10 protein-coding genes and 1 pseudogene are annotated in these 14137 nt (G+C 63.4%); 1 reads left to right on the forward strand and 10 read right to left on the reverse strand.

Annotated features, from left to right (window positions below):
* Window positions 1–91: 91 nt before the first annotated feature.
* On the reverse strand, window positions 92–1387 hold the full coding sequence (locus F4827_RS00005; RefSeq protein ID WP_183721274.1) for an alkaline phosphatase family protein: 1296 nt from the start codon (window positions 1385–1387) through the stop codon (window positions 92–94).
* A 361-nt stretch (window positions 1388–1748) separates the two neighbouring features.
* On the opposite strand from F4827_RS00005, the gene F4827_RS00010 reads away from it, so the two are divergent.
* Complete coding sequence (locus tag F4827_RS00010; protein ID WP_183721271.1) at window positions 1749–3233, forward strand: NYN domain-containing protein; 1485 nt, start codon at window positions 1749–1751, stop codon at window positions 3231–3233.
* 272 nt (window positions 3234–3505) lie between these two features.
* Here the strand turns inward: F4827_RS00010 and F4827_RS00015 are convergent.
* The 9 genes and pseudogenes from F4827_RS00015 to F4827_RS00055 all read right to left on the reverse strand — a co-directional run.
* A pseudogene (locus F4827_RS00015) lies at window positions 3506–3754 on the reverse strand (hypothetical protein); the annotation flags it as partial.
* A 39-nt stretch (window positions 3755–3793) separates the two neighbouring features.
* The gene (locus tag F4827_RS00020; protein WP_183721268.1) at window positions 3794–4603 is read right to left on the reverse strand and encodes a hypothetical protein; all 810 of its coding nucleotides are present in this window, start codon (window positions 4601–4603) and stop codon (window positions 3794–3796) included.
* Window positions 4604–4605: 2 nt separating this feature from the next.
* Window positions 4606–6870, reverse strand: a complete 2265-nt coding sequence (locus F4827_RS00025; protein WP_183721265.1) for a cation:proton antiporter — start codon at window positions 6868–6870, stop codon at window positions 4606–4608.
* Between the two features lie 82 nt (window positions 6871–6952).
* A complete protein-coding gene (locus F4827_RS00030; protein ID WP_183721262.1) occupies window positions 6953–7540 on the reverse strand; it encodes an LUD domain-containing protein in 588 nt (195 codons plus the stop codon).
* Window positions 7527–8960, reverse strand: a complete 1434-nt coding sequence (locus F4827_RS00035) for a lactate utilization protein B (protein ID WP_183721259.1) — start codon at window positions 8958–8960, stop codon at window positions 7527–7529. The genes F4827_RS00030 and F4827_RS00035 overlap by 14 nt, the downstream gene beginning before the upstream one ends.
* Window positions 8957–9700, reverse strand: a complete 744-nt coding sequence (locus tag F4827_RS00040; protein ID WP_183721256.1) for a (Fe-S)-binding protein — start codon at window positions 9698–9700, stop codon at window positions 8957–8959. Before F4827_RS00040 ends, F4827_RS00035 begins: the two co-directional genes overlap by 4 nt.
* 152 nt (window positions 9701–9852) lie before the next feature.
* Entirely contained in the window at window positions 9853–11073 is a 1221-nt protein-coding gene (locus F4827_RS00045; protein ID WP_183721254.1) for a porin, read from the reverse strand.
* 137 nt (window positions 11074–11210) lie between these two features.
* On the reverse strand, window positions 11211–12671 hold the full coding sequence (locus F4827_RS00050; RefSeq protein ID WP_183721252.1) for an APC family permease: 1461 nt from the start codon (window positions 12669–12671) through the stop codon (window positions 11211–11213).
* A gap of 295 nt (window positions 12672–12966) precedes the next feature.
* Window positions 12967–13968, reverse strand: coding sequence for an AraC family transcriptional regulator (locus F4827_RS00055; RefSeq protein WP_183721250.1), 1002 nt, complete (start codon window positions 13966–13968; stop codon window positions 12967–12969).
* Window positions 13969–14137: the final 169 nt, after the last annotated feature.

Raw genomic sequence — 14137 nt, forward strand, 5'->3', positions numbered from 1 at the left:
ACCACTCTTCGTCCGATACGTCCGTTGGGTAGGGTCTGCGTTTTTTCATCCCGCCAGGGTACCAGGTCTGGCCGAAAGTTCATAACACCTTCTAGAGATTCGTGAAGATGTCCTTGCCGAAGCCCGTGAGACCCGCCTGAGCGGCGTAGCCCAGGTGGCCAAGGCCAAACATGTCCTCGATGCTCTTGAGCATCGAATAGTGGTTGTAGGCCACCGTCGATACCGTACCCGGCTTGATGAACTTCGAGATCATGACCGCACCCGTGCGGTCGCCGCCGTAGCTGGTCTTCGCCAGCACGAGGTTGATGTTGCCCGTGAGGCCTGCCGGCACCGTCATGCCCAGCTTCGTGAGGTACGCGGCCGGCACCGTGCCCATCGCCGACGATTGCGGGAAGGTGCCCAGGTTCGGGCCCTCCTGCTGGCTGCAGCAGGTGTCGCCCGAGAACGTGAAGTCCACTTCGCTGGCGCTTGGCATCGTCACCGACGCATAGCTGCTTTCGTCGAAGTTGATGATCAGCAGACCATCCTGCTTGAACGCGGGCGAGGCCATGATGATGGGCACCCACTTCTGCAGGAAGGCATCAGCCGACACCAGGCCGCCCGTCGCGCCATTCGCGCAGGGCGAATCGTGGCCGTCGTCGCAGGTGCTCGGCGTGATCAGGTTAAAGTTCGCCGTCGTCGCGACCTGCTGGAGGTCGGTCGTCAGCTTGTTCAGGTTGACCACGTTTGCCTGGCAGTCCGGCGAATCGATGATCGAGTGGAAGTACATGAACGGATTGTGACGCGTCGCGTACGAATCGCCCGCGGGCGTGGTGGCGTTCGGCGCTTCCTGGGTGTTGGTCAGATCCGCGGCGCCCAGCGTCGGGTGGCCGCAAGTCGCGGCTTCGCGCGCCGGATCGTTGCCCATGTCGCCTTCGTAGCCCTTCCACGTGAGATTCGCCGCCTTCAACTGGTCGGCGATGGTCTTCACGCTGGCAGGATAGACGCAGCCCGTGCCGATGGCCTGGCCGTCCGACGTCATGCCCGTGAGGCTGAAGTCCTCATAGGTGGTGCAGTCGTTGTCGGTCTGCAGCGTGGGCGACTGGCCGCTGATCATCGAAATGTAATTGTCCAGGCTCACGTGGCCCGTGCCGTAGTACTGCTGCACCAGCGCGCCCTGCGCCGTGAGCGTGTTGGCCAGATACGGCGCCTTGGTGGTCGGGCTGAAAGTCGTGGTGTAGTTCTCGTTCTCAAGCGTGATGATGAAAACGTGCTTGATCTGCTGGGTCGTTCCCGCGGTCGTGGAATTGACGTTCGAGCCGCAGGCGCTCACGAAAAGCGCGCACAGGAGCGCGGCGAAGATGGCGGCGAAACTGGCGCCGATCCTGCCGGTGAAGCGAACTGCCATGGGTGTCCTCTGTCTTTGTCGAATCGTTGTTGGGGTTGTTCGTCGTTTTCGGCTTTATTCCGGCGGTATGTTTGCCCTCAAGCCGATATCTTTTTCGCCCGTTCGAGGCGCTGCCATGCACCATGAATGGGCCGCGCAAGCTTAGGGAGCGTCTGTGACGGATCCGTGAAAAAACCGGCCGTTTCGCCCGTATACCCGTCATATCGTTCGAACGAACTATGCTTGCACACGCAACCAACCGGTCGGTCTGGCTTCAACCCGTAAGCCGGCTCCTCATGTCAGTTCATGGATGAAACGCGGCCGGCCTGCGCGCGACCGGCTATCATGTGAATTCGTACCGTAGAAGGAACAAACGAATCACATGGCCTCCCCTCAAGAAAACGTCAGCATGGCGGTCTTCTGCGACTTCGAAAACGTCGCGCTCGGCGTACGCGACGCGAAGATCGACCGCTTCGATATCAAGCCCGTACTGGAGCGGCTGCTGCTCAAGGGCAGCATCGTCGTGAAGAAAGCCTATTGCGACTGGGAGCGCTACAAGGGCTTCAAGGCGTCGATGCACGAAGCGAGTTTCGAACTCATCGAAATTCCGCACGTGCGTCAGTCCGGCAAGAACTCCGCCGACATCCGCCTGGTGGTGGACGCGCTCGACCTGTGCTACACCAAATCGCACGTCGACACTTTCGTGATCGTGAGCGGCGACTCGGACTTCTCCCCGCTCGTCTCCAAGCTGCGCGAAAACGCCAAGAAGGTGATTGGGGTGGGCGTGCGGCATTCGACCTCCGATCTGCTGGTGGCGAACTGCGACGAATTCATCTTCTACGACGATCTGGTGCGCGAACTCGGGCGCGACCCTGGCCGCGATCAGCAGGCGCGCGGCAAGGGTCGCGGCGATACCAACGCGAACGCCAGACGCAAGGACGGCGACGAGCGCCAGCAAAAGGGCGACAGCACCGAAGACCGCGGCGAGGAACGCAAGCTCAAGGCGATCACGCTGGTGGTGGAGACGCTCGATGCGCTCGGCTACGAACGTGGCGACAGCGGCAAGATCTGGGCTTCGGTGCTCAAGAGCGCGATCAAGCGCCGCCGCCCCGAATTCAACGAGGCGCGCTATGGCTTCCGCGCCTTCGGCAATCTGCTGGAGGAAGCGCAGGCGCGCGGGCTGCTGGAAGTGGGCCGCGACGATAAATCGGGCACTTTCGTGACGCGCACGAGCCAACCGGAGATTGGGGTCACCGAAGTTTCGAGCGAAGTTTCGAACGAAGTGGCAACCGATGTGCCAACGACGGCTGAAACCGTCACCGCGCCGGTGGCGGAAGACGCCGCCGCGCCGCGTACGGACGACACCCGCTCGCGCCGCAAGGGCCGCCGCAATGGCCGCAATGCGAAGGATGGCGCACGCGAAGGACGCCAGCCGCGCCACGCGGCGCAGCAAGACTCGCAACAATACCCGCAAGAGGTCGTGCAGACGCAGGAAATCTTCGATATCGAGTCGCTGCAGGAGACCGGGACGGCTCCCGTGCAATCGCACGACGACCTTTTCATCGATGACGAGCCGCAACCGCTCTCGCACGAGTCCGCCCTGCCGCTGTTCGAGACCGCCACGCCCGCGCGCCGCGCACGCAAGACGGCTGCACGCAAGAGCCCCGCGCGTAAAAAGGCGGCAAAGCCCGCGAAGCACGTCGCCCAGGCTGATGCCGCCCCGTTCGACGTCGAAGCAGTGGCCCAGCCAGAACCGGCCTTCGAAGCCGCGCCTGAAACCGCGGCAGCCGATGCACCGAAGAAGAAGGCGGCAAGGAAGACCCCGGCTCGCCCGCGTCGTCCTCGCAAGGCGGCAGAGGAAAGCTGATCGAAGCGTGGTTTGGCGCCACGCACCCCATCGATCAGTCAGTCACCAAACGGATTCGCCGGGCGCTTGCCCGGCGTTTCTGCTTTCGCGTCGCGTTCGCCGGCAGCACCCGAAGACGCACCGAAGGGGTCGCCCGCTTTCGCAGGCGCCTCGCCGCCGAACGGATTCGTGTTCGCCTTGGGCGCGGACTCGCCAAACGGGTTCACTCTCGCGGGCGCGCGCGTGCCGCCGAACGGATCGTCAGCGTGCGTGGCTTGCTCGTCATCCGCCTCCTCCTGCGCGTCGGCCGTGAGGTTGTACTCGCGCTGCACCTGGGCGAGCACGCCCGCGATACTCGCTTCGAAACCCACCGCATTGCCGAAATGGCGCATCGTCCAGTTGCAGCCGCTGCGATCGGGTTCCTGCGCCTTCGGGCGCGGCACGACGATCTTCACGCCATCCTCGACCACTTCCTGCAAGCGCTGCAGCCGGCGCTTCACTTCGTCCTGCAGCCGCGACGCGTTGAGTGTCTTGCGATGCATCGGGCACCTCCTTGTTCGTCCTCAAGATCAGGCGCGAGTCTAACGCAGGTCGGCAGGCTGATTCATATGCAAGAGCGCATCGCGCATCGAATCGCTGGGAATCACGATCTGCCCGGTGAACGGCGTGTCGAGATCGACGATCACGTAGATCGACGAGGAAATCGATACCGCACCCAGCCCGATCATCACCAAGGCCAGCGCGTTATGCGGCGCGATCAGGCCGAAGCTCAGAAAGATCAGGATCAGCCAGAGCGTGAGCATCACGAAGAATGGCCGCGAAAGCGTGCTGTGCGCCTCCTCGATCAGACGCCAGCGCGTATCGCGCACGCGCCCGAATACGTCGCCCAGGCGCGTGGCCAGCGCGCTCTGATAACGGTCGTGCGGCGCGAAGCTGCCGATATCGCGCCCAATCGAATTGAGCAGCGCACCAAGCTGCACGCTCTCCAGTTCGCCGTCGCGCGCGCCCGGCACGCGCGGATAGCTGCCCTCGGGCGCGCGCTCCTGCGGCCAGGTCGAAGCAATCGCCGCCGCGGTATAACTGCGCAGCGCAGCGCGCGCGGCGTTGGCATCCGGGCCATAGTCGCGCAGGCGCGCATCGAGCTGGATCAGATCGGCCGAATAGGCGCGCATATCGTTGGTGGCATTGTCGTAGCTGCCTTTCGCCGACGCCGTGAGCAGGCTCAGCACCAGCGCGGCGAACGTCACGAGCATCCCCAGCACCAGTTGAACGAGCTGCACCGTCTCGTGCTTGCGATGCTCCTCGGGGAGCAACGGACGCAGCAGGATGCCGAGTCCCGTGCCACCGAGCAGCAGCACGAACACGAGCGAGGCCATGCCGATCTCCATCATGCTCAGGCGCTCCTGGGTGTGTCATCTGCCGCGTCATCTGCCGTGTTGACTGCCGTGTTGACTGCAGAACCGTCCGCCGTCTCCACCGAGGTTGCGGCGACGCCCGAGACTTCGTTCCCCGATGGCGGCGGCGCAGTCATCGGCTTCGACTGCCTCTGCGCAGCCCTGTGCCCTGCCTCGCCCGGCAGCAGCACGCCTGGATGCGCACGCGGCACCGCGCGCTTCCACGCCACGTCCAGCTCGCGGCGGATCGAGTCGTAAATCTCCTTCGAAATCGAGCGATCCTCGTACATCGCTACCACGCGCGCGCGCCCCTCGCGCAGCGCGTAGAGCAGCATCATGCGTTGTTCCAGCACGTCCGCGCCGTGGCCAAAGCAACTGCGCACATCGTCCAGCCCGCCTTCGGCCTTTGCGATGCGCGCACGCAGAATCGTGCCGAGCAGCTTCGCCAGCCGCTCGCCCAGCAAGGGCGTCAGACTCGTATCGGCGAAAGCAATCAGTTCGTGCAACACCACGCGCCGGCACATCAGGAGTTCGAAGCGATCGGCCAACGCATCCGAATACGGTTGGCGGATGTGCAGCCAGCGCGCGATGAAACGCGCGACGCGCAACTCAGCCGTATCGGCGAGAATCTTTGCCGCCGCACGCTGGTAGCCGATGCGCCCGCTCTCGCGCGCGGCCTCGATCATCGCATCGGTGTTGCGCGTCATGGCGTCGAGGTTGCGGATCGTCACGATGCCGCTTCCGTACTGCGGAATCAGATCGCGCTCCTTGGCCGCGAGCGTGACGAGGCCGATGGCGAGCCGCTCGCGCTCGGACAGCGCCGCTTCGATATCGAACGCGGTAGCGGACATGTCGATACTGCGACGAAACGTGGCGCAGGCTTCGTTCGCGACTTCATCTGGAATACGAAACGTCCGGGCCGCCGCATGCACCTGCTGCGACACGCTGATCGACGACAGTTGCACGGCTTGCTGCTGGATCGCTTCTTCCTGCGGCGAGAGCAGATCGAGCTTGAGCCTGCGGATCAGCAGCTTGAGCGAGGAGCCATTGACGATCAGGCTCACCAGCACGAAACCGGTCGCAAGAATCGCCACGAAGCGACGGGTGCTCTCCGGCAGCGCCTCGTTTTGTGCGAGGCCCATCGCGAGCACCAGCGTCACTGCGCCGCGCAGCCCGCCCCAGGCGATCACGAGTTTGTATGCGGCGCTCACCGGTTCGGTGAGCTTCAGGCGACTCAGGAGCGGCAGCATGCCGAACGCCACCACCAGGCGCGCGACAAACGCCACGACCACCACCACCGCGAGCGCAATCAGATCGATCAGACGGGCGTCGCGCAGCGTCGCCGGAATCTGCATGGCGGCGAGCAAAAAAATGGCCGCGCCCGCCATCGCCGCCACCTGTTCCCAGATCAGTTGCAGATGCATCCAGTTGACGGGTGACAGACGCGTGCGTCCGAGACCGCTGATGACGAGCCCCGCTGCCACGACCGACACCACACCCGACACATGCAGCACCTGGTCGGCAAACAGATAAAGCGGATAGGGCAAGGCAAAACTCAGCGAAATCTCGGCCTTGCCCTCGCCGCCCAGCACCGGCAGCAGGTACGCGAAGGCGCGGCCCGCGAGGCCGCCGACCACGAGGCCGCCAATCAACTGAACGCCCAGCGTGCGCAACGCAGCCGTGCCGGTGGCCGCTGCGGCGTCGCCGGTCATCGCGGCAATCAGCACGCTGGCGATGGCGATCGCCGCGGCATCGTTCAACAGGCTTTCGCCTTCGACGAGACGCACGAGGCGCGCGGGCGCGCCCACCTCCCGGAACACGGCGAGCACGGCAGAGGGATCGGTCGTGGCGATCATCGCGCCCAGCAACAGGCCGTCCGTGAGCGGTCCAAGTCCGGTCAGTCGAATTGCACCGCCCACCATCGCCGTCGCGACGAAGACGGCCACCACGGCAAGCAGCAAAATAGGCGCGGCGTCGCCGAGCATTTCGCGCACGTTCACGCTCAGCGCGGCCTGAAACAGCAGCAGCGGCAGGAAGATCCAGAGATAGGCCTCGGGCGGCAGGCGCGGCGCGAGCGCGGGCGTGACGACGCTCGCGGCCAGATGCGGCCACGCCTCGCCGCTCACCAGATAGATACCGCCGAGCGCGAAGCCCCACGCCGCCAGCAACACCGATTCGGACAGCGCGAAGCGCAAGCTGACGGCTTGCACCAGGGCGATGCTCGCCAGCAGGAAGCCGCTCAAGAGAAGAATGTGGATGACCATCGTTTCCCGTGCGATGCGTAGGGGTCCTGCGATTTTTGTGACGATTCGCCGTGGCCGCTGCACCTGCTGGTTTGCCGCGCCCTCAGCGCGCCGGCAGCCACACCACGGTCAACGATTTGACGCCCTGAGCGCCCTGAATCAGGACGCCTTCGATGTCGGCGGTCGCAGACGGACCCGTGACCAGCGCCGCATAGCGCGCGTCGCGAAAGTCGTCGCGCCGGTAGGCGTCCTGCAAACCGGCAACCAGCGCGCCGGGATCGAGCAGCACATAAAGATGCTGCACCAGATAACCGAGCGCATTGACGATGTACTCGCGCTCGCTCAGCCACACCGAGCCGGTTTCCGCCACGCCAAAGCGCGCGCGCACCACGCCCACATCGACATCCTCGAGCGATGCGGGCGGCGTACTCGCGCCGATGGCGCGCGTGCCGGGCACCTCGGGCGCAGCCGACGCGATCGACACGGCCGGCCCCAGCCGCTCGCGTATCGTGGCCAGCACGGTCTCGCCGGAAGCGGCTTCGATTTCCTTGCCCCCCATCAGCGCCAGCGCAGCCGCAAAGCGCGGGCGCAACTCACCGGGCGGCGTATCGAAGAGGGGTACGTCGGGGCGCGCCTGAGGCGCCGGCTGCGCCGCGCGCACGCGCGCGAGGAACGCTTCACGACTCGCCATCGCCGCCTCCCTTGGCTGCGCCGCCGCTCTTGCGGTTCTTGCGATACCACGCGTGAAACGTCACGCCCGGCGCTTGCGGCAAGCTGCGTTGCTTGCCCCAGATATTGAGCGGGTTGTAGAGCACGAAATTGGGCAAACGCCGCAGCGCGCCATCGAGCGACGACACCGCCGTTCGATAGAGCCTGGGACTGGCGAGCAAGCGCCCCGCCATCTTCAGCACTTCCTGCTTCACGAACGGCACCGCATGCTGCGCGGCGATCACTTCGCGCCACTGGTAAATCTGCTCGTGAATATTGATCTTCACCGGGCAGACATTCGTGCAACTGCCATTGAGCGTCGAAGCAAACGGCAACGCGCTAAACCGCTTTAAGTCGAAAGTCGGATTGATAATCGCGCCAATGGGACCGGCATACGTACTGCCATAAGAAAGACCACCGCTGCGCCGATAAACCGGGCAAGTATTCATGCACGCGCCGCAGCGAATACATTTGAGCGAATACCAGAAGTCCGGCATGGCCAGCCGCGCGCTGCGCCCGTTATCCACCAGCACGAAATGCAGTTCTGCGCCCTCGCGCGGCGCACGGAAATGCGAAGTGTATTGCGTGATCGGCGAGCCGAGCGCACTGCGCGACAGCATGCGAATAAATACGCCCAGATCGGAAATGCGTGGAATCAGCTTTTCGATGCCCATCGAAACAATATGTACAGGCGGCACGTTGGCCGAGAGATCGGCGTTGCCTTCGTTGGTGCAGACCACTACCGTGCCTGTTTCCGCCACGGCGAAATTGCAGCCGGTCATGCCGGCGGTCTTTTCGCGTACGAACCACGGACGCGTATTCATGCGCTGGCTGTGCGCCAGATAGTGAATGTCGTTGTTCGATGGATCGGTGCCGATGGTGCGGCCGAAGACTTCGGCCACGTCATCGCGCAACTTGTGTACGGCCGGCACGACGATATGGCTGGGCGGCTCACCGTCGAGTTGTTGAATGCGCTCGCCCAGATCGGTTTCCATCACGGCGATGCCACGCTGCTCCAGATACGGGCGCATTTCGCATTCGTCGGTGAGCATCGATTTGCTTTTGACGAGTGCCGTGATGCCACGCTCGCTGAGAATGCGATAGACCGTCTCGTTGTGTTCGCCCGCCGAATCGGCCCAATGAATCGTGACGCCGTTCGCTTCGGCCACGCGCGCGAACTGGTCGAGATAATCCGCGAGATGCGAGAGCGTGTGCGCCTTGATCGAGGAGGCCAGTTCGCGCAGCGTTTCCCATTCGGCGATCGCGTGCGCCTGGGCGTCGCGTTTCATGCGCAGATCCCAGAGACGTTTGTCGTGGAAATCGACGTGCTCCGGGTGCGCCAGAAAACTGCCGGCGAGTTTCGCGTGCTCGACGCGTTTCGAAGTCTTCTCCGGCGTGTTCATTCACGTGCTCCGTTGAGGACCTGCGCAATATGAATGAAACGCACATCGGCTTTCATGCGCTCCGCGCAGCCTTGCTGATGCATCAGGCACGACATGTCGCCCGATACGATGTATTGCGCACCCGCGCTCACGTGATCGACGATCTTGTCCTGGCCCATACGCACCGAGACGGCTTCCTCCGTAACGGCAAAGGTACCGCCAAAGCCACAGCATTCGTCGGGGCGCTTAGGCTGCACGAATTCAATGCCTTTTACACTGCGCAGCAAGGCCAGCGGCTTGGAAAACGGCGTGCCCGCGATTTCGGAAAACGAGGCTTCGTGCAGATGGCGCAATGCGCTGCAGCTATTGTGCAAGCCCACACGCCAGGGAAATTCGGCCCACGGAAATTCGCGCACGCCTAGTATGTCGTGCAGGAATTCCACCAGTTCATAGGTGTTGGCGCGCACGCGGCGCACTTCGTCGGTTTGCTCGATCGCGGTGAAATGATCGCGTACATGATTCACGCAGCTCGCCGATGGCCCGACGATGTAGTCGTAGCCCGCGAAAGCGCTTGCGAATACGCGCTCCGCGCCCGCCGCTTCGGTCTGTGCGCCGCTGTTGGCCATCGGCTGGCCACAGCAGGTCTGGTCGAGCGGGTAGTCCACCTCGCAGCCCAGCCGCTCAAGCAATTCCAGCGTGGCGATCCCGACTTCGGGGTAAAACGCGTCGATGAAACAAGGGACGAACAGGGCGACTTTCATACGGAACTCGCGCGCAAATCGAACCGCCTCATTCTAGCGCCGTTCCGCTCAGCAAGCGCTTAGGCGGTCCGGCACTACAGGCGCGCGGCGGCACGGATTCCCCCAAGGCCGTGCCGCAGTGCAGCGAGCGCGCCCTGCCCCCGGTCGAGCGCTCAGAAGTTGTGACGGATGCCCGCGAGCACCGCCAGTTGCTTGTCGGTATCCGAATTCACCAGGTTGGGGATTTGCGCGAGATTGCGCGTGCCGCCCGACGCGTCGATACCCAGTCCTGCCCCTGACGACTCCTGGCCGATTGCCACCGCATAAAGCGCGGTGCGCTTGGAGAGGTTGTACACCGTGCCCAGATTGATCTGGTGGATGCGGGTGGACGAACCATCGCCTGGGTGCGCGTCGTTAAAGATGTACGCAAAGCCGAATTGCAGCGCGGGCGAGAATTGCCACATCGTATTGAGTTCGGCGATATCGAAGGAGATAGTCGCGCCCTGCGGTTGCGTCGTGCTCGCAAAATACTGACTTTGCGAATAACGCGTATGCGTATAGCTCAGCGCGACCGTGATCCTCTCGAAGGCGTACGAGCCGCCCGCGCCCCAGATGTCGACTTTCTGTGCGTTCTGCAATTCGCAATACGAGGCATCGGTATTGGCGCAACTCAGATCGCCGATATAGGCGCTTTCGCCGCCTAGCGCGGCCTGCATTGGATTGTGCAATTGCAGATAGCCCGCCGAAAGCGCAAGCGGTCCGTTTGCATAATTTGCCGCAAGCGACCAGCCGCGGTTCTGCGAGAAATCGCCCGCCACACCGCCGAAGCTAAACAGTGCACCCGCGGTGAAGCCGCCAAAGCTCGGGCTGATGTATTTGATGGAGTTGTTGAAATTGAACGCTTCGTTGAGATTGTCGACGTCGCCGAAATGCGAGCCGTACAGCGTCGCCCAGTTATTGCTGGATGCGTATGCGCCCAGATAGTCCGAGAACGGGTCGTATTGGCGGCCCAGCGTGATCGCGCCGTAGCTTCCATTCGCCACGCCCACCCACGCGTTGCGATTAAAGAGCGTGCCGCTTTGCAGCAGTGCGCCGTTCTGCGTGAAGAGACTGTTTTCCAGCGTGAAATTCACCGTGGTGCCGCCGCCAATATCCTCGCTGCCCATCAAACCCCAGCGCGACGGCACCAGGTTGCCGCCGGCCAGTTGCCAGTTCGAATGACCGTCGGTGTGGCCATCCGCATGCGTGGTCTGCTGGTTGGTCGAATATACCAGGCCCGCGTCCACGGTGCCGTAAAGCGTAACGGAGGACTGGGCGTGTGCGCCCATCGTCAAAGTTGCGAGCGCGCACGAAGCCAGCGCCAGCGCCGTGCGCGTGACGAATTGATCTGCCATGTCGTTGTCTGTCGTTTCGAAGTGTGAGAGAGCGACGCGCGAATCGATTGACGCGCGCCGTCCGCTTTGGGACTTCTATTTAATCAGGATGACGTATTGATTAAATCGGACGGCGGCAGCCGTCGATTCGATGCGCCTTACTGGCCAAAGCGTGCGTAGACGTCCGGGCGACGGCGCTTGATCACGAAGCCCAGGGCGATACCCGCCACCGCCACGGCCAGCACGATCCACGGGAACGAGCGCACGATCGCGCTATCCGAACCGCTCAGCGCGTCGAGGTTGCCGATCAGCACGAAGCCGATCCACAGCAGCCCGAAACCGCCAAGAATCGGCGCAAGGCGTGAATGCCACAAACGCGTGTCCCTTTTCGTGGCTCGGAAGTACGACGCCACCGAAAAACTCGTGACGGCCTGCAGCATCACGATGCCGATGGTGCCAAGCGCCGAGGTGCAGCTAAACACAATGTTGAATGGATCCGCGCCCGCGAGCACGTAGAGCGCCACCGGCACGGCCACCGTCAGGGTCTGCAGATAGCTGGCGAGATACGGCGAAGCGTACTTCGCGTGCAGACGGTCGAGCTTTCTGGGCAGGATGCCTTCGACTGACAGCGCGTGGATGTAGCGCACGATGGTGTTGTGGAACGACAGCAGGCTCGCAAAGATGCTGGAGAGCAGCAGGAAGCTCATCGTCGTGGTCATCGCGCCGCCCAGGTATTTGCTGGACTGGATGAACCAGAAGTCGCCGGGCTGTCTGGTCGCCACCTCGGCCACATCCTTCAGGCCGTACGCGCACACGATGGCCCACGTAACAAACGCGAAGAACACCAGAATCAGCGTGACCGACACATAGGTTGCGCGCGGCACCGTCACCGACGGGTCGCGGCATTCCTTGCCATAAATCGCGGTTGCCTCGAAGCCGATAAAGGACGCCAGCGCGAACATCACCGCGATGCCCATATGACCGCTGAACACGTGCTGCGGCGAGAACGGCGCGAGCGTGAGGCCATCCGGGCCGCCGTGGTGAATCACGATCGCAATCGACAGCACCAGCAGGATGCCCATTTCCAGGCACATCAGCACGCCCAGCAGGCGGCTGTTGAGGTCGATGCCGCGCAGCGCCGTGATCTGCACGATGACGATGCAGGCGAACGAGTATGCGTACCACGGCATCGCGCTATGCAGCAACGGCCCGAGCACGACGGTACAGAAAAATCCAAACAGACCGTACAGCGCAATCTGGATGCAGGTGTACGAAAGCAGTGCGACCAGCGCACCCGCCATGCCCAGCGGCCGGCCGAAACCCGCGGTGATATACGCGTAAAACGCGCCGGCGCGCACGATATGGCGACTCATCGACGCGAAGCCGACGCTGAACACGAGCAGCACGACGCCAGCGATCACAAAGGCGCCCGGAATGCCCGCGCCGTTGCCGAGGCTGATGGCGGGCGGCACCGCGCCCAGCATGCCGGTGAGGGGCGCCGCGGCCGAGATCACGAGAAACACGATTTGCCACAGGCCGAGCAGGCCGCGCTGCGGGACGGCCGCGCGGTCTGCCTCGGCGTCGCCGACAAGTCCGGCGCTTGAGTACGGTTCGTTCATCGATGCCTCTGCTGGTGTCTGTTCTAATTGCGCCGCACGACACGATGAAGGACTGCGTGCCTCAGGCGCTCTGGGGACCGGATCTCGCGTGAGCCATTTCGAGATTCGATTGGAGCGCATGGTAGGCAGCTAAAAAATCCGGCGACCTGGCTGATTGCGCCAAATTTTCGATAAAGTGCGCCAATGCGACTGCGGGTTTTTACTTAAGGCAATTTTGGCGCGCAAATTGATTCGGATGACGAATGGATTTTTAATCGCGAAACTCGCCCTGCCACCAAAAGCATGCCGACGAAAATCAATCCGCCCTGCCCCAATTGCGCGTCGCGCGCCAGAGCACCGTGGCGTCCGCATAGCCCACTGCGCGGGCCACGGCGGCGTTGGTCATGCCGTCCTGCTCGCGCAGCACGGCGACGCTGCGCTGGCGCTCCTCGCGAATGATCTCGCGCACGGACGTCCCGGCTTCGCTCAGATGGCGTTGCAGCGAGCGATTGGACAGGCCCAGATCGCGCGCGATATCGGCCACTACGAGCTTTTCGCGCGCGAGCCGACGCGTAACCAGATCGCGCACCTGATCGACGAGATCGTGGGGCACGGTATCGCGTTTGATGAGGTCGGTGGCGTGGCGCTCCATCATGCGCGCCAATTGCGTGTCCGCGCTCTTGAGCGGGGCGTCGAGATCGTGCGGATGCAGCACCACGCCATTCGCAGGCTGCTGGAAGCGCACCGGCACGCGGAAAATGCGCATATAGGGCTTGATATCGGCGGGCGCAGCGTGTTCGAAGTGCACCTCCACCGGCATCCACGACGCGCCATACACCTGGCGGATCATGTGGCACATCGCGCTCATGCTGTATTCGGCGTCCTGTCGGCGCGGCCAGATCGACGCGTGCGCAATGCGATAGCTCCACATCGGCCAGGCGTTGTCGCGCACGAGGTCCACAAGCGTGCCGCTCTGCCATGAGGCCAGCGCATCGGTGAACTTGCGGATCGCCGCGCCCAGCGTGGGCGACGACATGAACACCAAACCTGCCGGCCCCATTTCGGTGAGCTGCAATTCATTGCCCAGACGCAGGCCAAGGCCGGGTTCGTCGAGCACCTGGGCCGCGCGCTCGAATGCGCCCACATAGCGCCCGAGCGGCACGATTTCATAGGGATCGGAGAGTTGCCGGCGGCTCAGTCCGAACTCGGCCAGCAGCGCGTCGCAGTCCGCTGCGGCAGCGTCCAGGGCCCGCACGATCGGACCCATCACGGCGCCCCGAATCATCGGGAAACCGTTGCTGACAGGGACTCGTTTCATGTCTCTCTCCGTGGGGCCGCGTGATTATCGCCATGCACGTCGCCATGCACGTCGGCTGTGGCAGCGGCCGCTTCTCATTGGTTCGTTCGCTCTGTCTCTGGCGCACTCTATCGCCCCTTTGGCGCGTTTTGCAAGCGCGAAAAAAATATGGCGTTTTTACGATTGCTGC

It is taken from the genome of Paraburkholderia bannensis (assembly GCF_014200455.1).
Classification (GTDB): Bacteria; Pseudomonadota; Gammaproteobacteria; order Burkholderiales; family Burkholderiaceae; genus Paraburkholderia; species Paraburkholderia bannensis_A.

Excerpts from the sequence above, each read along its gene's own strand:
- F4827_RS00045 (WP_183721254.1), bottom strand. The coding sequence starts at position 11,073 with ATGGCAGATCAATTCGTCACGCGCACGGCGCTGGCGCTGGCTTCGTGC.
- F4827_RS00025 (WP_183721265.1), bottom strand. The coding sequence starts at position 6,870 with ATGGTCATCCACATTCTTCTCTTGAGCGGCTTCCTGCTGGCGAGCATC.
- F4827_RS00010 (WP_183721271.1), top strand. The coding sequence starts at position 1,749 with ATGGCCTCCCCTCAAGAAAACGTCAGCATGGCGGTCTTCTGCGACTTC.
- F4827_RS00050 (WP_183721252.1), bottom strand. The coding sequence starts at position 12,671 with ATGAACGAACCGTACTCAAGCGCCGGACTTGTCGGCGACGCCGAGGCA.
- F4827_RS00005 (WP_183721274.1), bottom strand. The coding sequence starts at position 1,387 with ATGGCAGTTCGCTTCACCGGCAGGATCGGCGCCAGTTTCGCCGCCATC.
- F4827_RS00030 (WP_183721262.1), bottom strand. The coding sequence starts at position 7,540 with ATGGCGAGTCGTGAAGCGTTCCTCGCGCGCGTGCGCGCGGCGCAGCCG.
- F4827_RS00055 (WP_183721250.1), bottom strand. The coding sequence starts at position 13,968 with ATGAAACGAGTCCCTGTCAGCAACGGTTTCCCGATGATTCGGGGCGCC.
- F4827_RS00035 (WP_183721259.1), bottom strand. The coding sequence starts at position 8,960 with ATGAACACGCCGGAGAAGACTTCGAAACGCGTCGAGCACGCGAAACTC.
- F4827_RS00040 (WP_183721256.1), bottom strand. The coding sequence starts at position 9,700 with ATGAAAGTCGCCCTGTTCGTCCCTTGTTTCATCGACGCGTTTTACCCC.
- F4827_RS00020 (WP_183721268.1), bottom strand. The coding sequence starts at position 4,603 with ATGATGGAGATCGGCATGGCCTCGCTCGTGTTCGTGCTGCTGCTCGGT.